Annotated in this window: 14 protein-coding genes; 11 read left to right on the plus strand and 3 right to left on the minus strand. The window is 70.6% G+C overall.

Translation table 11 applies throughout. The features are described 5' to 3' along the window. Positions 1 to 210: 210 nt before the first annotated feature. Positions 211 to 1,167 (minus strand): helix-turn-helix domain-containing protein, encoded by a 957-nt coding sequence (locus K7G19_RS15875; RefSeq protein ID WP_226108076.1) that lies wholly within the window; start codon positions 1,165 to 1,167, stop codon positions 211 to 213. 279 nt (positions 1,168 to 1,446) lie between these two features. Next, the gene (locus K7G19_RS15880; protein ID WP_187829128.1) at positions 1,447 to 2,184 is read right to left on the minus strand and encodes a GDSL-type esterase/lipase family protein; all 738 of its coding nucleotides are present in this window, start codon (positions 2,182 to 2,184) and stop codon (positions 1,447 to 1,449) included. Between the two features lie 284 nt (positions 2,185 to 2,468). Here K7G19_RS15880 and K7G19_RS15885 point away from each other — a divergent pair, with 284 nt between their 5' ends. The 6 genes from K7G19_RS15885 (at position 2,469) to K7G19_RS15910 (ending at position 8,316) form a co-directional block, all read left to right on the plus strand. Then, positions 2,469 to 2,750, plus strand: a complete 282-nt coding sequence (locus tag K7G19_RS15885; RefSeq protein ID WP_006575911.1) for a UxaA family hydrolase — start codon at positions 2,469 to 2,471, stop codon at positions 2,748 to 2,750. A gap of 124 nt (positions 2,751 to 2,874) precedes the next feature. Then, entirely contained in the window at positions 2,875 to 4,050 is a 1,176-nt protein-coding gene (locus K7G19_RS15890; protein ID WP_149317205.1) for a UxaA family hydrolase, read from the plus strand. Further along, entirely contained in the window at positions 4,050 to 4,988 is a 939-nt protein-coding gene (locus K7G19_RS15895; RefSeq protein ID WP_226108078.1) for a hydroxyacid dehydrogenase, read from the plus strand. Before K7G19_RS15890 ends, K7G19_RS15895 begins: the two co-directional genes overlap by 1 nt. After that, positions 4,985 to 6,196 (plus strand): Ldh family oxidoreductase, encoded by a 1,212-nt coding sequence (locus tag K7G19_RS15900; protein ID WP_226108080.1) that lies wholly within the window; start codon positions 4,985 to 4,987, stop codon positions 6,194 to 6,196. Before K7G19_RS15895 ends, K7G19_RS15900 begins: the two co-directional genes overlap by 4 nt. A gap of 115 nt (positions 6,197 to 6,311) precedes the next feature. Then, on the plus strand, positions 6,312 to 7,310 hold the full coding sequence (locus K7G19_RS15905) for a tripartite tricarboxylate transporter substrate binding protein (protein WP_149317202.1): 999 nt from the start codon (positions 6,312 to 6,314) through the stop codon (positions 7,308 to 7,310). A gap of 265 nt (positions 7,311 to 7,575) precedes the next feature. Further along, complete coding sequence (locus K7G19_RS15910) at positions 7,576 to 8,316, plus strand: GntR family transcriptional regulator (RefSeq protein ID WP_149317201.1); 741 nt, start codon at positions 7,576 to 7,578, stop codon at positions 8,314 to 8,316. A gap of 138 nt (positions 8,317 to 8,454) precedes the next feature. Here K7G19_RS15910 and K7G19_RS15915 read toward each other — a convergent pair whose 3' ends face one another. Further along, positions 8,455 to 8,865, minus strand: coding sequence for a Fur family transcriptional regulator (locus tag K7G19_RS15915; protein ID WP_149317200.1), 411 nt, complete (start codon positions 8,863 to 8,865; stop codon positions 8,455 to 8,457). 177 nt (positions 8,866 to 9,042) lie between these two features. Here K7G19_RS15915 and K7G19_RS15920 point away from each other — a divergent pair, with 177 nt between their 5' ends. The 5 genes from K7G19_RS15920 to K7G19_RS15940 all read left to right on the plus strand — a co-directional run bounded on the left by K7G19_RS15920 (position 9,043) and on the right by K7G19_RS15940 (position 16,408). Next, positions 9,043 to 11,280 carry a TonB-dependent siderophore receptor gene (locus tag K7G19_RS15920; RefSeq protein ID WP_370639552.1) on the plus strand — a complete coding sequence of 746 codons (2,238 nt, stop codon included), beginning with the start codon at positions 9,043 to 9,045 and terminating at the stop codon, positions 11,278 to 11,280. Positions 11,281 to 11,512: 232 nt separating this feature from the next. Further along, positions 11,513 to 13,087, plus strand: coding sequence for an ABC transporter substrate-binding protein (locus tag K7G19_RS15925; RefSeq protein WP_226108084.1), 1,575 nt, complete (start codon positions 11,513 to 11,515; stop codon positions 13,085 to 13,087). Positions 13,088 to 13,272: 185 nt separating this feature from the next. After that, complete coding sequence (locus K7G19_RS15930; RefSeq protein ID WP_226108181.1) at positions 13,273 to 14,142, plus strand: ABC transporter permease; 870 nt, start codon at positions 13,273 to 13,275, stop codon at positions 14,140 to 14,142. After that, the gene (locus K7G19_RS15935; protein WP_370639553.1) at positions 14,139 to 14,975 is read left to right on the plus strand and encodes an ABC transporter permease; all 837 of its coding nucleotides are present in this window, start codon (positions 14,139 to 14,141) and stop codon (positions 14,973 to 14,975) included. The genes K7G19_RS15930 and K7G19_RS15935 overlap by 4 nt, the downstream gene beginning before the upstream one ends. Continuing rightward, entirely contained in the window at positions 14,972 to 16,408 is a 1,437-nt protein-coding gene (locus K7G19_RS15940) for an ABC transporter ATP-binding protein (RefSeq protein WP_226108085.1), read from the plus strand. The genes K7G19_RS15935 and K7G19_RS15940 overlap by 4 nt, the downstream gene beginning before the upstream one ends. Positions 16,409 to 16,423: the final 15 nt, after the last annotated feature.

Genomic DNA, 16,423 nt, shown 5'->3' on the forward strand with positions numbered 1-16,423 from the left:
CGTATTGAACGTTTGGGACCGTGTTGAACCGCCTGGACCGCCTGGGACGACTCGGGACTTGGGACTTGGGACTTGGGACTTGGGACTTGGGACGGCCGGAGACGGCTTGGGACGGCTTGGGACGGCTTGGGACGGATTGGGACGGATTGGGACGGATTGGGACGGATTGGGACGGCTTGGGACCGTTCGCGACGCTTCGACCTCGCCCCGTCAGAGATAGAAGGCCGGGCCCTCTCCCGGTTGCCGGCCGAAGTATTCGGCCAGTGGCGAAGGCCCGCCGCGGGCGTAGCCGCCCGGCGTCTGGGCCAGCCGCCGCCGCCAGTTGCGGATCTGGTGCGCCTGGTCGCTGTAGCCGGACAGCGCGTCCCCATCGCCGCGTTGCACGGCCTGGATGCTCGACTGCAGCCGTTCCAGGTCCATCAGCTGCTTGGGGCCGACGCCGAGATGCCGCTCGAACCATCGATGCAGTTGGCGCCGATTGACGGCGGTCAGCCGGGCGATGTCCTGCACCTGCTGGCCTTGGCGCAACAGCGCGTGGGCCGCGGCGAGCGTCGGCAGCTCGATCGGCGCGCGGGTGGCGTCGAGGCGCCGCAGCAGCCAGGCGTCCAGTTGGCCGGCGATCCGGCGCGGCGCCCAGGCGGCGCTGAGGTCGGCCGCAAGCGAGCAGGCCCTTCCATCGCCCAGATAGGCGGCAAGGTCCATCAGGCGATCCTTGCATTCCGCGCCAATGCCGGGGAACAGCCGCGCCAGCCCAATGCCGCTGAGCATCGCCATGACGAAATACGTGTCCGACCACGAGCGCCAGCGACGGCTGTTCGACTGGAAGCCCAGCAGCGAGACTTTGGGGACCGTGGGCCCGCCCTCCATCGCATTGGGACGGCCGAAGTTCACCGACAGCACCGCGCCCGGGTAAGGGCAGGTCTCGATGGGCTGCCCTTCGTACACGCCCTCCAGGTCCTGAACGAACCAGTAGCCGTTGACGTAGGGCGCCAACGCGGGGCAAGGGGCGATCACCTGGAACATGGCGGCGTGGTCGGGAAGGCGGTACGCAGGCGGAGGACAGGCGACGAGTGATGGCTCGCGCAAGCGATGACGCCGAACATACCAGAAGCCGGGGGCGGGGGCGTTGCCCACGACAGGGCCGCGGATTGCTTCCGGCAGCCGCACGACCCATTCGCGTCGTCACACCCATTCGCGTCGTCGCGCCCGATCACGTCGTCACACCCAATCGCGTCGTCGCGCCCAATCACGTCGTCACACCCGATCGCGTCGTCGCGCCCAATCACGTCGTCACACCCGATCGCGTCGTCGCGCCCAAACGCGTGGTCGCACGCCATCGTGTCGTTACGCCTCGATCGCGCGCCACGCTCCTATCGCGTCTCGACGTACCGACTGCGTCGTCACGCCTCTATCGCGTGATCACGCCCCCACCGCGTCGCCACGCCCCTACCGCGTCGCGACGCTGGTGCCGTGCAGATACGGCAGGATCACGGCCTTCCAGCGCGCATAGCCCTCGCCGTTCAGATGCACGCCGTCATAGGTATAGGCGCGATCCAGGTTGCCGTCCCGGTCCGCCAGCGCGCGGGCGACATCGATCCATTCGACCCGATCGTCGCTGGCCGCCAGCCCGGCCAGCAGCGCATTGAACTGCGCGACGCGGCCATTGTCGCGGCCGGTGTCGCGTACCTCGCGATTGACCGGCAGCGTGCTCTGCAGATAGATCCGCGTGCCGGGCGACACGCGCCTGACCGTGTCGACGATCTGCCGATAGCGGTCGAACACCTCGCGCTCGTCGAACGCGCCGAGATCGTTGATGCCCGCCATCAGGAACAGCTTGGACGGCCGCGTCTTTGCCACCGACTCGATGCGATCGAGGATGCGTGCCGTCGAATCGCCGCCGATGCCGCGATTGACCACATCGTGGTGGCCGAGAAACTCGCCCCATTCCCCGGCTTCGGTGATCGAGTCGCCGACGAAGACGATCTTGCCGGCGGGCAGCGCGGCATCGAGCGAGCGCAGATGCTGCAGCCGTCCGGCGCTGTAGCCGGAGCCGTCGTCGCGGTGCTTGAGCTTGAAGGCGAGATAGCCGATGCCGCCGAGGCGGTGGATCGCCATCACGGTGGCGCTGACGAACGCCAGGTTCAGCAGCAGCGACGCCACCAACAGCAGTCTGATCGGACGCATGGCCGACTCTCCCGATGAGCGGAGGCTGGGCGGCCGATCTCCCTTCGGCACCGGGCGGCCGCGGCCATGGAAAGCTCCGCGAAAGCCGATCTTCGGACGGCCCATGGGCTCTCGTCCGTGCGACAGCAAACGCTTCTCATTTCAAAGGCGGGTTACGTTGGCACGCCAAGACGCCTGAAGTGCACATCGATATACATCTAATTCATATAGATGAGTCGGTTGACCTTTATGATTTGACCACCTATGATCCGATGCACGCACCAACCCACAGAGGAGACACAACGATGATTCACGTCGTATTGCACGACGCCAAGGACACGGTGGCCGTGGCCGTGGTGGAAGGGATCGAGGCCGGCACCGAGCTGAACGCCTGGATCATGGACGAGGACCGCACCATCACGGTGACCGCGCGCCAGCCGATTCCGATCGGTCACAAGGTGGCGCTGCGCGACATGGCGCCGAACGACACGGTCTACAAGTACGGCGTCGACATCGGCAAGGTGGTCGCGCCGATCAAGGCCGGCGAGCACGCTCACGTGCACAACATCAAGACCAAGCGCTGGTAAGCGGCGCCGCCCGGCAGTCCGTGAGGAAAAGCCTTTCGGTCCAGCCATCCCCGCCATCGCCGCTCTTGCAGCCATCGCAGCCCATCGAGGCGATTCCAGTCATTCGAGAACCGAACACCACGCCATGTCCATCATCGATCAAAACACCACCTTCTGGGGCTACCGCCGCGACAACGGCCGGGTCGGCGTCCGCAACCACGTCATCATCCTGCCGCTGGACGACCTGTCCAACGCCGCCGCCGAGGCGGTCGCGCATGCGATCAAGGGCACGATGGCGATTCCCCATCCCTATGGCCGGCTGCAGTTCGGTCCGGACCTGGATCTGCATTTCCGCACGCTGATCGGCGCGGGCAGCAATCCGAACGTCGCCGCCGTGGTGGTGATCGGCATCGAGGACGGCTGGACCAAGCGCGTGGTCGACGGCATCGCGAAGACGGGCAAGCCGGTGGTCGGCTTCGGCATCGAGGGCCACGGCGACCACGAGACCATCAAGCGCGCATCGAAGGCCGCCAAGGAATTCGTGCAGTACGCCACCGCGCTGCATCGCGTCGAATGCCCGATCGCCGACCTGTGGGTGTCGACCAAGTGCGGCGAGTCGGATACGACGTCGGGCTGCGGCGCCAATCCGACCGTCGGCAATGCCTTCGACAAGCTGCATCCGCTCGGCACCACGCTGGTGTTTGGCGAAACCTCGGAGCTGACCGGCGGCGAGCATATCGTCGCCGCACGCTGCGCCAACGACGAGGTGCGCCACCAGTTCATGGCGATGTTCGAGCGCTATCAGGCCATGATCGACCGCTGGAAGACCACCGATCTGTCGGAATCGCAGCCGACCAAGGGCAATATCGCGGGCGGCCTGACCACGATCGAGGAGAAGGCGCTCGGCAACATCCAGAAGATCGGCAAGAAATGCACGGTCGACGGCGTGCTCGACAAGGCCGAGGAGCCGACCCATCCCGGCCTGTGGTTCATGGACTCGTCGTCGGCCGCGGCCGAGATGGTGACGCTGTGCGCGGCATCCGGCTTCGTCGTGCATTTCTTCCCGACCGGGCAGGGCAACGTGATCGGCAACCCGATCGTGCCGGTGATCAAGCTGTGCGCGAACCCGCGCACCGTGCGCCTGATGAGCGAGCACATGGACGTCGATTGCTCCGGCCTGCTGCAGCGCGAGCTGAACCTGGACCAGACCGGCGACAAGCTGCTCGAGTGCATGCTGGCGACCGCCAACGGCCGCTGGACCGCGGCCGAGGCGCTGGGCCACCGCGAGTTCGTGCTGACCCGCATCCACGAGTCGGCCTGATGAAGCGGATCTGCATCAGCGAGTTCATGGACCCGGACGCGGTGGCCGCGCTGACGCCCGGGTTCGAACTGCGCTACGAGCCCGACTGGGTCGATCGGCGCGCCGAGCTGCTGGCGGCGCTGCCTTCGGCGGACGCGCTGATCGTGCGCAACCGTACGCAGGTCGATGTGGCGCTGCTCGACGGCGCGCCGCGCCTGCGCGTGGTGGGGCGGCTCGGCGTCGGCCTGGACAACATCGATGTCGAATCGTGCAAGGCGCGCGGCATCCGCGTGATCCCGGCCACCGGCGCCAATGCGCGTTCGGTCGCCGAGTACGTGGTCACCACGGTGGCGATGCTGCTGCGCGGCGCGTATCAGGGCAGCGGCGAGGTGATGCAGGGCAAATGGCCGCGCGCGCGTCTTTCGGAGGGACGCGAGGCGCTGGGCAAGACGCTGGGCCTGATCGGCTTCGGCGATATCGGCCGGCAGACCGCGGCGCTCGCCCAGGCCTTCGGCATGCGCGTGGTTGCGCAAGATCCGATGCTGCGCGATGACGATCCGGTCTGGCAACGCAGCGGCGTCGCGCCGCGCGGCCTCGATGCGCTGCTCGCGGAAGCCGATGCGGTCAGCCTGCACGTGCCGCTGGTGCCGGCGACCCGGCATCTGCTCGACGCGCGGCGGCTCGCCGCGATGCGGCCGGGCGCGGTGCTGGTCAACACCGCGCGCGGCGGCGTGGTCGACGAGGGCGCGTTGGCTGCGGCGCTGCGCGAGGGCCATCTGGCTGGCGCCGCGCTCGACGTGTTCGAGCGCGAGCCGCTGCCGGCCGGCTCGCCGCTGGAGGGCGTGCCCAATCTGGTGTTGACGCCGCATATCGGCGGAGTCACGCGCGAAGCCAATGCGCGCGTGTCGATGCTGATCGCGCAGCAGGTGCGGCAGGCGCTGGAGGAGGGGACTGCATGAGCGCTGCCAATACGAGCGCCAACGCAAGCGGCAACGCACGCGTCAATCCGGGCGCCGATGCCGGCGCCAATTCCGGGGCCAACGCAAGCGCCACCGCAAACGCCAACGCAAGCGGCAACGCCAACGCAAGCGCCAACGCCAGCACGGTCGATGCCGCACGCCTGACGCGTTTGGCCGAAGCCGCGCTGCGCCGCGCCGGCGCGAGCGCGCTGCAGGCCGAAGCCACTGCCGCCGCGCTGGTGCGCGCCGATGCCGTCGGCCTCGCCTCGCACGGCGTGTCCCGGGTGCCGATGTATGTCGCGCATCTGCGGCGCGATCGCGTCGATGGCGCGGCGGTACCGGTACTGCGCACGCCCGGCGAGCCGGAGAGACAGGGCGGACAGGGCGGACAGGGCGGACAGGGCCGACAACAGCGTGCCGCGCTGCTGGTCGACGCCCAATGCGGCTTCGCCTTCCCGGCCTGTGCGATGGCGATCGAGCACGCGATCGCCCGCGCGCGCGAGCTCGGCGTCTGCGTGGCCGCGGTCACCAACAGCCATCACTTCGGCGCCGCGGCCTCCCATCTGGAGCCCGTCGCCGCCGCCGGCATGATCGGCATCGCGCTGGGCAACTCGCCGGCGGCGATGCCGGCCTGGGGCGGACGCAAGCCGCTGTTCGGCACCAATCCGATCGCCGCGGTGTTTCCGCGACGCGGCGCCGCGCCGGTGGTGATCGACCTGTCGCTGTCCGAGGTCGCGCGCGGCAAGATCATGGTCGCCGCCAAGGCCGGCCAGCCGATTCCGCTGGGCTGGGCGCTCGACGAGGCCGGGGAGCCGACCACCGACGCGAAGGCCGCGCTGCGCGGCTCGATGCTGCCTGCGGGCGGCGTCAAGGGCGCGATGCTCGCGCTGCTGGTCGAGCTGCTGGTGGTGTCGCTGGCCGGGGCGCAGTTCGGCGCCGAGGCCGATTCCTTCTTCGAGGATGCCGGCGGCCGGCCGCGCATCGGCCAGGTCTTCCTGGTGCTGGACCCCGCCGCCTTCAGCGGCGAGCAGGTCTATCACGATCGCGTCGAGGCGCTGCTGGCGGCGATGTTGGCCGACCCGGGCACGCGCCTGCCGGGCGCGCGCCGCGAGGCATCGCAACGACGCGCCAGCAGCGAGGGCATCGCCGTGCCCGCCGCGCTGCTGGCCGAACTGGAGGCGCTGGCCGGGGAGGGTAGTCCGGCCTAGCAAGCGTCAGCTCATGCCGGCCCCGGGGCAGCGTCGTCCAGGCGATGCCCCCAGGGGCCGCCCCACAAGCCGAGGTCCGCAAAGTACGGATGGCGGCAAACAAAGGAGACAAACCATGCATCGCCTGTTGATTCGCTCCATGCTGCGGCATGTGGCCGCGTTGTCCGTTGCATTGTCCGCCGTCGTTGCTGTCACCGCGCCCGCGGCGGCCCAGGGTCCCGCCGACTATCCGAGCAAGCCGATCCGCTATGTGGTGCCGTTCGCGCCCGGCGGCCTGACCGACATCATGGCGCGCATGGTCGGCCATCAGCTGTCGGAGGAGTGGGGCAAGCCGATCGTCATCGACAACAAGCCGGGCGGCAATGCCAATATCGGCGCCGACCAGGTGGCCAAGGCCCCGGCGGACGGCTATACCTGGCTGGCCGTCACGCTGACGCACGCCTCCAACGTCACGCTGTTTCCGAAGCTGCCGTTCAATATGCAGAAGGACCTGGTGCCGGTGGCGCGCATCGCCTCGTCGCCGATGACCGTGGTGGTGCCGGCCAATTCGCCGATCCATTCGATGAAGGACCTGGTCGAGGCCGCGCGCAAGGGCAAGCTCAATGCGGGCTCGAGCGGCAACGGCACGCCGCCGCACCTGACGCTTGCACTGTTCGAGAGCCTGACCGGCACCAAATTGACGCACGTGCCGTACAAGGGTGGTGCACCGTCGATGACCGACCTGATCGGCGGGCAGATCGACGTGGTGTTCTCCAACTTCCCCGAGTCGCTGGCCTACGTCAAGGGCGGCAAGCTGCGCGCGCTGGCGGTGACCACGCGCGAGCGCCATCCGCTGCTGCCGGATGTGCCCACGGTCGGCGAGGTCGGCTTTCCCGACCTGCTGGTCGAGAACTGGACCGGCCTGATGATGCCGGCCGGCACGCCCAAGCCGGTGATCGACAAGGTCGGCACGGCGGTGGCGAAGATGGTCGAGATCAAGTCGGTGCGCGACCGTATCGTGGCCGCCGGTTTCTCGCCCGCGCCGCAGGCGAGCGCGCCCTTTACCGACTACTTCCAGGGCGAGGTCGCGCGCTGGGCCAAGCTGATCGACCAGAAGGGCATCCGGGCCGAGTAGGTCGATTCGAGCGTCGATCGCCTGCTCCGGCCGTATGCGCCGACCGCAGGCGTTGATCGCAGGGGGCGACGCGCGGGCGTGCGAGCGCGGGCACCGAACCGAAGGGCCCGGCCCAGGCGTTCGAAGCGATTTTCAACACGGCGGGGGGGCGGGTGACGGCAGTCATCCATGTTATATAGACGTTCCGATCCAGCGCCGCCGGGCAAGCAGCGGCGGCGCGGAACCGGCATCGTGCCAATCCATCCGTCCAGGGAGATCGTTGAAGGTGGGCGCAGAATTCGAAGCAGGCGCGGCAATCGGCGGCGTGCTGTACAAGGACGTCAAGCGGGCCATCCTGGCCGCGCTCGCCGCGGGCGAGTGGAAGCCGGGCGAGGCGATTCCGGCCGAACGCCGGCTGGTGGAGCGCTTCGGCGTGTCGATCGGCACGCTGCGCAAGGCGATCGACGAACTGGTGGCGGAGAACATCATGATCCGCCATCAGGGGCGCGGCACCTTCGTCGCGACCCACCGCCAGGAGGACCATTTCTTCCGCTTCTTCCGCGTGGTGCGCGAGGACGGGCATCGGGCCTTTCCCAGCGTGCGGCTGGCCAAATTCCGGCGCGGCAAGGCCAGCAAGGAGGAGGCGCTGGCGCTGGGCATCGCGCCGGGCGAGCGGGTCTTCCATTTCACCAACGTGCTGTCGCTGGACGGCAGGCCGGTGATGACCGATGCGATCACGGTGCCCGAGGCGCTGTTCGAAGGGCTGACCGAGACCATGCTGCGCGAGCGGCCCAACACGCTGTACAACTTCTATCAGGACGCCTTCGGGATCAACGTGATCCGCACCGAGGAGCGCCTGCGCGCAGTGCTGGCCGACGAGGACGACCATCGGCTGCTGGAGGTGCCGGTGGGCGGCCCGCTGCTGCAGATCACGCGGATCGCCTCGTCCTATCACGACCGGCGCGTCGAGCGTCGCGTCTCGCGGCTCGACACCACCGCGCACGAGTTCGCGATCTCGCAGCCGTAGCAGGCGCGGCGGCCGCAGCAGCCGCAGCAGGCGTCAACACACCACCACGTCGTTCCCGCGCCCGCGGGCATTCAGCGACTCCGACCCTGCAAGCCGCCGGGTCCCCGCCTTCACGGGGACAACGCCTTTTCCTGCCGCTCAGTTCGTCCGGCGCTTGCCCGTCTTCTTCGTCGCGCATTCGATGCAGCGGCCGCGCAGCGTCAGCTCGTGCTGCTCGACCACGAAGCCGGGCGGCGTGATCTCTTCCAGGTGCCCGGGGCACCCTTCCAGCGGAAACACGCGGTCGCAGGTCAGGCACTGGAAGTAGTGCTTGTGCACGACCGCGTCGGGCGCGGCCGCGACCTCGTAGCGGTCGGCCTGGCCCGGCAGCGGCACCGCCACCAGGCCGCCTTCCTGCAGCATGGCGCGGATATTGCGGTAGACCGTCGCGAGTCCGAGCGTCGGCACCGTGCGCTGCGCGGCGGCCAGGATCTCGGCAGGGCTCAACGGCCGGGCGGCCTCGCGCAGCGCGCCCAGCACGGCCTCGCGTTGACGGGTCATGCGTTCCATAGCTAGAATGATAATGAAAATTCGTTCTCAATAAGGCGCGCCGTCGCTCGGCAGCGTCACCGCAGACCGTATTGTCGCCGCTTATTGCCATGCTTGCGGCTTCCCTTGCCTGCTCGCGCACGCGGCGCGGCATGGCGGTCGCGGTGGTCGCGCGTCGTTGTTCACCCTTCGTCCATCATGTCCACGCCGACTTCATCGCCCGCGCGGCTGCACGCGCGTCTGCTTGCGCGCCTGCCCGCAGCCCTGTCTGCAGCCCCGCCGGCGCCTCTGAGTGCGCGACCATTGCGCGCGGCGCACTCGCTGCCGCCTCTTGCCGCCGCCGTGTTCGCCGCCGGTCTGTTCGCCGTCCCGGCGCTCGCCGAGTCCGCCGAGACCGCCAATGCCGCCGAGCGCGAGGAAGCCATGCTGCCCGAGGTCGCGGTGGTCACCTCCGGCGCCGCATCGTACAACCTCGACGAGGCCAGCGGCGCGACCCGCACCGACACGCCGCTGCGCGAGGTGCCGCAGGCGGTGCGCGTTGTGCCGCGCGCGATGATCGACGATATCGGCGCGACGCGGCTGGAGCAGACCTTTGACTACGTCAGCGGCATCGCGCGCCAGGACAGCTTCGGCGGACTGTGGGACAACTTCGCGGTGCGGGGCTTTGCCGGCAACGAGAACACCGGCACCGGCTATCTGGTCAACGGCTTCGTCGCCAATCGCGGCTTCACCGCGCCGCGCGACGTCGCCACCATCGAGCGCGTCGAAGTGGTGAAGGGTCCGACCTCGTCGCTGTATGGCAGCGGCGAGCCGGGCGGCACGCTGAACCTGGTCACCAAGCAGCCGCAGTTCAAGCCGGCGCAGAACTACGAGCTGGAGGTCGGCAACCGCGACCGCTACCGTGCCGCGGCCGATATCACCGGACCGCTGGGCGAGAACGTCGCCGGCCGGCTGATCGTGGTGGGCGACCATCAGGGCAGCCAGCGCGCCTTCGTCGACAGCCAGCGCTATCTGCTGGCGCCCTCGCTGACGTGGACGCTGGGCGCCGATACGGTGATCCAGTACGCCGGCGAATGGCAGCGCTTCTCGACGCCGCTGGACCGCGGCATCGTCGCGGTCGACGGCCGGCTCGATGCGGTGGGCCGCAAGACCTTCCTCGGCGAACCGAGCGATGGCGACATTCGCCTCGACAGTCAGTCGCATCAGCTCGGCATCGAGCACCAGTTCTCGCCGGGCTGGAAGGGCCGGCTGTCGCTGGCCTATCGCGGCGGTTCGCTGGAAGGGTATTCGACCGAGCCGTTCGCGCTGGCCGCCGACGATCGCACGCTGCGGCGCCAGCGCCGATACCGCGACTACCAGTCCGACGACACCGCGCTGCAGGCCGACCTGACCGGCCGCATCGACACCGGGCCGCTGTCGCACACGCTGCTGGTGGGCTTCGACGCCTATCGCTTCAGCAGCAGCCAGGTGCAGTTGCGCGGCAATCCGACCGCCGCGATGCCGTACCCGATCGACATCTACGAGCCGGTCTACGGGTCGGCGCCGCCGCCGCTGCTGCCGAACACCGATACGCACGAGCGGCAGACCAATATCGGCCTGTACGCGCAGGACCAGATCGCCATCGGCGAGCGCTGGCGCGTGCTTGGCGGGCTGCGGGTCGACTCGTATCGCCAGACGCTGGACAACCGCCTGCGCGGCACCCGCGTCGAGCAGGACCAGACCGCGGTGTCGCCGCGCCTTGGCCTGGCCTACCTGGCCAGCAACAACGTGACGCTGTTCGCCAATGCCAGCCGCTCGTTCCGTCCCAATCCCGGCAGCAGCGCCGCCGGCGAGCCCTTTACGCCCGAGCGCGGCCGCGCCGTCGAGGCCGGCCTGAAGTTCGAGACCGACGATCGCCGCCTCGGCGCGACGCTGAGTGCGTTCTCGATCCACAAGCGCAATGTGCTGACCGCCGATCCGGCCGATCCCTCGTTCTCGACCACCGCCGGCGAAGCGCGCAGCCGCGGCCTCGAACTCGATGTGGCCGGCCGCGTCGGCCAGCATTGGCGCGTGTCGGGCAGCGTGGCGCTGACCGATGCCGAGATCACCGCCGATACCCGGCTGCCGGCCGGCACGCCGCTGCGCAATATCCCGCGCACCAGCGCCAGCGCGCTCGCGGTCTACGAGGATGCGGCGCCGTGGGGCCAACGCTATGGTGTCGGCGCCGGCGTGCGCTACATCGGCAAACGCTCGGGCGATGCCGCCGACAGCTTCACGCTGCCGTCGTACACGCTGGTCGATCTGCTCGCCTACTGGCAGCTCAGCAAGCAGGCCCGGCTGACGCTGAACGTGCACAACCTGTTCGACCGCGACTACTACGCCAGCTCCTACAGCGCGCTGTGGATCGCGCCCGGGGCAGGGCGCACGGTGCGGCTCGGGCTGCGGCTGAGCTATTGACGCGATGCGACGGCCTGCTGCGATGCTCCCGATCGAATCGACGCCACCCGGTTCACCGCGTTCGCCACGCCGCCGCCGGCTGCTGGGCGCCGGCGCGGCCGCGCTGCTGTCGCCAGCGCTGGCGCAAGGCGCCGGCACGGGCTCTGGCTCTGGCTCGCGCTCAGGCTCAGGCTCAGGCTCAGGCTCTGGCTCTGGCTCTGGCTCGGCCACGAAGACTGCGGCCGACCGCACCGTGCGCGTGATCGGCCCGTGGGAGCTGTCGAGCCTGGACCCGCTGCGCGGCGGCTATCTGTTCGCCCGCATGCAGGTCGCCGAGACGCTGGTCGACTATGACGCGCAGGCGCGGCCCATCGCCGGGCTGGCATCGCGCTGGCAGGTGTCCGGCGACGGGCTCGCATGGCGCATTGCACTGCGCGAGGGCGCGCGCTTTCATGACGGCTCGCCGGTGCGCGCCACGGACGTCGTGAACGCGCTGCGACGCGCCCTGCATCCGGCCGGCGTACTGGGCCAGGCGCCGATCGCCGCGATCGATGCAGTGTCCGATGCCGCGACCGATGCGAAGTCCGGCGCGGTAGTCCGGATCCGCCTGCGCCGGCCGTTTCCGGCCCTGCCGGCCCTGCTGTCGCACAGCAGCACGCAGATCCTCGCGCCCGCGTCCTTTGGCGCCGATGGCGCCGTGCGCGCGATCGTCGGCTCGGGGCCGTACCGCATCGTCACGCTGGAGCCGCCGCAGCGCTTCTCGGTGGCGGCCTTCGATGGCTGGCAGGGGCCGGCCCCGGCGGTGCGCCGCGCCAGCTATCTGGCGGTCGGCCGCGCGGAGATGCGGGCCCTGATGGCCGAGGCCGGCCAGGCCGAGCTGGCCTACGGCCTCGACCCGGGCAGCGTAGCGCGGCTGCGGCGCGGCGACGCGGTGCGCGTGCACCAGCAGCCGATTCCGCGCACCACCGCCCTGAAGCTCAACGCCGGCCATCCGCTGCTCGCCGACCCGCGCGCGCGGCAAGCGCTGTCGCTGGCGCTGGATCGGCGCGGCATCGCGCAGGCGGTGCTGCGCGAGCCGTCGCTCGCCGCCACGCAACTGTTTCCGCCGACGCTGGCCGGCTGGCATCGCGCCGATCTGCCCGCGCTCGCCCACGATCCCGTACGCGCCCGTGCGCTGCTCGCCGAACTCGGCTGGCGGCGCGGCACCGACGGCGTGCTCGCGCGCGACGGCAAGCGTTTCGCGCTGACGCTGCAGACCTTCCCCGATCGTCCCGAACTGCCGGTGATCGCCGCCGCGATCCAGGAGCAGCTGCGCCTGGTCGGCGTGCAGATCCGCGTGGCGGTGGGCAACTCCAGCGAGATTCCGCTTGGCCATCGCGACGGCTCGCTGGAGATGGGCCTGATCGCGCGCAACTATGGCGCGGTGCCCGATGCGTTCGGCGCGATCGCGCAGGACTTCGGCGCGGCGGAGGGGAAGGCCGGCGAGGAAGGCGATAAGGGCGGCGATAAGGACGGCGATAAGGGCGGCGGCAAGAGCGGCGATAAGAGCGGCGGCGAGGGCGGTGACAAGCGCGGCGGCGATTGGGGCGCGATGGGCTGGTCGTCGCCGACGCTGACGCGAGCCCTGGCCGCGATGTCGTCGACCGCCGACGCCGCGCGTGCGCAGGCGCTGCGCGAGCAGATCGCCGGCGCGCTGCATGACGGCCTGCCGCTGGTGCCGGTGCTCTGGTACCAGCAGACGCTGGCTGCCAGCCCGCAGCTGGCCGGCGTGTCGATCGACCCCTTCGAACGCAGCTACCGGCTCACCGACTTGCAATGGACCCGATGACGCCACCGAACCCCCAGGCCACCCGACTCGCCGCGGCAAGCGTCGGCGAATCCGTATCGGCATCGCGCGATGCGCAGCGCCCACCGCGGGCCAACCCCGCCGCACGGCTGATCGCCCGCGTGCTGCTGCAACGCGGCCTGCAGGCCGCGGTCGTCGCCGCGCTGGTCGGCAGCCTCAGCTTCCTGATGATGCGGCTGCTGCCGGGCGACATGGCCTTCCGCATCGCCGCCGGCCGCTATGGCTACGACATGGTGACCGCACAGGCCGCCGATGCGGTGCGCGCGGAACTGGCGCTCGACGGCCCCTGGCTCGACGGCCTGCTGGCGTGGTGGTCGCGGCTGCTGCATCTGGACCTGGGCACCTCGACCGTGACCGGCGCGCCGGTCGCCGCCGAGATCGCGCATCAGCTCGGCCACACGCTGTGGCTGGCGCTCGCCGCGCTGGCCGTGTCGACGCTGATCGCGCTGCCGCTGGGCTTTGCCGCCGGCAGGCACGCCGGCGGCCACACCGATCGCGCCACGCTGGCGCTGTCGGTGCTGCTGCGCGCGCTGCCGCCGTTCGTGCTGGGCATCCTGCTGGTGCTGGCCTTCGCGGTCGAACTCGACTGGCTGCCCGCCGGTGGCCACGGCGAACACGGCAGCTGGGTCGCGCCGGCGCTGACGCTGGGACTGGGCCTGGCCGCCACCGCGATGCGCGTCGCGCGCGATGCGATGGCCGGCGTGGTGGCCGCGCCGTACTGGTTGTTCGCCCGCACCAAGGGCCTGTCGGACCGCGTCGCGATGGCGCGGCACGGGGTGCGCAATGCCGCGGTGCCGGTGGTCGCCTATCTGGGCGTGCAGCTGGTCTATCTGCTCGAGGGCGTGGTGGTGGTCGAGACGCTGTTCGCCTGGCCCGGCATCGGCCATGCGCTGGTGCACGCGATCTTCGGCCGCGATGTGCCGATGATCCAGGGCACCGCGCTGACGATGGGCCTGCTGTTCGTCGCCTTGAACGCCGCGGTCGACCTGGCCTGCATGGCGATCGATCCGCGGCTGCGCGCGAGGGTCGGGCGATGAGCGAGATGGCAAGCCCGACCTGGAAGGGCGCATTGACGGTCGCCACGCCGCGCCGGCGCATCGCCTTGCTGCTGATCGTGCTGCTGGCCCTGTTCGCCATCGCCGGCCCGTTGGCCGCGCCGCGCCAGCCCTTCGAGCAGGACCTGTACGCCGTGCTGCAGGCGCCGACGATGGCCGAGCCGCTGGGCACCGACCATCTGGGCCGCAGCGTGCTGGCCCGCACCGCGCATGCCACGCGGCTGTCGCTTGGCCTCGCGCTGCTGTGCGTGCTGTCGGCCGCGCTGCCCGGCACGCTGCTGGGCCTGTTTGCCGCGTGGCGCGGCGGCTGGGCCGATCGCGTGGCCGGTGCACTGGCCGACGCGGTGCTGGCGCTGCCGGGTTTGCTGCTGGTGCTGCTGCTGGCGGCGCTGGCGCCGGGCGCGATGTGGCCGCTGTATCTGGGGCTGTCGCTGGTGCTGTGGGTCGAGTATTTCCGCGTCGCGCGGGCGAGCGCGCAGATCGTGCTGCGCAGCCACCATGTGGAGGCCGCGCGCCTGCTCGGCTTCGGTCCGCTCCATATCGCGCGCCGGCACCTGCTGCCGGAGCTGGCGCCGGTGCTCGGCACGCTGAGCAGCTTCGGCCTCGGCGCGGCGGTGCTGGCGCTGGCCGCGATGGGCTTCGTCGGCATGGGCGTGCAGCCGCCGATGGCCGAGCTCGGCCTGATGATGACCGAGCTGCTGCCGTATGCGGCGGAGGCGCCGTGGGCGATCGCCAGCCCGATCGCGGTGCTGGCGATCGCCATCCACGCGCTGGCGCTGCTGAACGAACGCCCGCGTGCGGGGGTGTCGCCATGAACGCGCGCAACGACCTCGTCATCGAGGACCTGCATGGCGAGCGCGTCGGCCGCCTGCTCGGCGTGCGGGACCTGTCGGTCGCCAGCGCCGACGGCGTGCTGCTGCAGCCGGTGTCGTTCGAGCTGCAGGCCGGCCGCGCGCTGACGCTGCTGGGCGAGACCGGTTCGGGCAAGAGCCTGCTGGCCCATGCGGTGATGGGTTCGCTGCCGCCGGGCCTGCGCGCGAGCGGCCGCCTTGCCGGGCACGGCTGGGATTGCGAGGCCAACGACATGCGCGCGCGCCGGCCGCTATGGGGCCGCGAGCTGGCGCTGCTGCCGCAGGAGCCGTGGTTCGCGCTGGACCCGCTGATGCGCGTCGATGCGCAATTGGCGGAGACCTATCGCTGGGTCGCCGGCGAATCGCGGCAGCGCGCCGCGCACCACGCCGCGCAGGCGCTGCGTGCGGTCGGGCTGGGGCACGCCGCGCGTGCCTGGCCGACCGCCTTGTCCGGCGGCATGGCGCAGCGCGCGGCGTTCGCGATCACCCGGGCCGGCGATGCGCCGATCCTGATCGTCGACGAACCGACCAAGGGCCTGGACCGGATCTGGCGCGACGACCTGGTGGCGCGCCTGCGCGCGGCGCTGGAGCAGGGCTGCGCGGTGCTGACCATCACGCACGATATCGGCGTGGCGCGGGCGCTGGGCGGCGACACGATGGTGATGCTCGATGGCCGCGTGGTCGAGCGCGGCCAGACCCACGCGTTGCTGGGCGCGCCGTCGCACGAGTACACGCGCGCGCTGATCGCCGCCGAGCCCGCGGCATGGCCGCGCCGGGCGATGCCTGCCACGGGTGGTGAAGTGCTGCGCGCCAGCGGCCTGAGCAAGCGTTTCGGCGACCATCTGCTGTTCGACGGACTCGACCTGACGCTGCACGCCGGCGAACGCGTGGCGGTCACCGGACCGAGCGGCAGCGGCAAATCGACGCTGGGCAATGTGCTGCTCGGCCTTGCGCGGCCGGATCGCGGCAGCGTGCGCCGGGCCGACGGCATCGCGCGGGTTCGCTACCAGAAGCTCTACCAGGACCCGGCCGGCGCGTTCGCGCCGCACGTACCGCTGGGCCGCGCGCTGCACGACCTGATCGCGCTGCACCGGCTCGAACGCGCGCCGCTGCGGCCCTGGATGGAACGGCTCGGACTTTCCCCCGATCTGCTGGAACGGTTGCCGGGCGCGGTGTCCGGCGGCGAACTGCAGCGCTTCGCCTTGCTGCGCGCGCTGCTGCTGCGGCCCGCCTTCCTGTTCGCCGACGAGCCGACCTCGCGGCTCGATCCGGTCACGCAGCGCAATACCATCGACCTGATCGTCGAGGCGGCGCAGGAGTCGGACTGCGCGCTGATGCTGGTCACGCACGATCCCGATCTCGCCGCCAACGTGGCGGCGCGCACGCTGGCGTTCTGACGGGCATTCCGACGC

It is taken from the genome of Cupriavidus sp. DB3 (assembly GCF_020418465.1).
Taxonomy (GTDB): Bacteria; Pseudomonadota; Gammaproteobacteria; order Burkholderiales; family Burkholderiaceae; genus Cupriavidus; species Cupriavidus cauae.

Bases quoted from the DNA above. Each gene is read 5' to 3' on its own strand.
- K7G19_RS15880 (WP_187829128.1), bottom strand. From the start codon at position 2,184: ATGCGTCCGATCAGACTGCTGTTGGTGGCGTCGCTGCTGCTGAACCTG.
- K7G19_RS15885 (WP_006575911.1), top strand. From the start codon at position 2,469: ATGATTCACGTCGTATTGCACGACGCCAAGGACACGGTGGCCGTGGCC.
- K7G19_RS15890 (WP_149317205.1), top strand. From the start codon at position 2,875: ATGTCCATCATCGATCAAAACACCACCTTCTGGGGCTACCGCCGCGAC.
- K7G19_RS15895 (WP_226108078.1), top strand. From the start codon at position 4,050: ATGAAGCGGATCTGCATCAGCGAGTTCATGGACCCGGACGCGGTGGCC.
- K7G19_RS15900 (WP_226108080.1), top strand. From the start codon at position 4,985: ATGAGCGCTGCCAATACGAGCGCCAACGCAAGCGGCAACGCACGCGTC.
- K7G19_RS15905 (WP_149317202.1), top strand. From the start codon at position 6,312: ATGCATCGCCTGTTGATTCGCTCCATGCTGCGGCATGTGGCCGCGTTG.
- K7G19_RS15915 (WP_149317200.1), bottom strand. From the start codon at position 8,865: ATGGAACGCATGACCCGTCAACGCGAGGCCGTGCTGGGCGCGCTGCGC.
- K7G19_RS15920 (WP_370639552.1), top strand. From the start codon at position 9,043: ATGTCCACGCCGACTTCATCGCCCGCGCGGCTGCACGCGCGTCTGCTT.
- K7G19_RS15930 (WP_226108181.1), top strand. From the start codon at position 13,273: ATGATGCGGCTGCTGCCGGGCGACATGGCCTTCCGCATCGCCGCCGGC.
- K7G19_RS15935 (WP_370639553.1), top strand. From the start codon at position 14,139: ATGAGCGAGATGGCAAGCCCGACCTGGAAGGGCGCATTGACGGTCGCC.
- K7G19_RS15940 (WP_226108085.1), top strand. From the start codon at position 14,972: ATGAACGCGCGCAACGACCTCGTCATCGAGGACCTGCATGGCGAGCGC.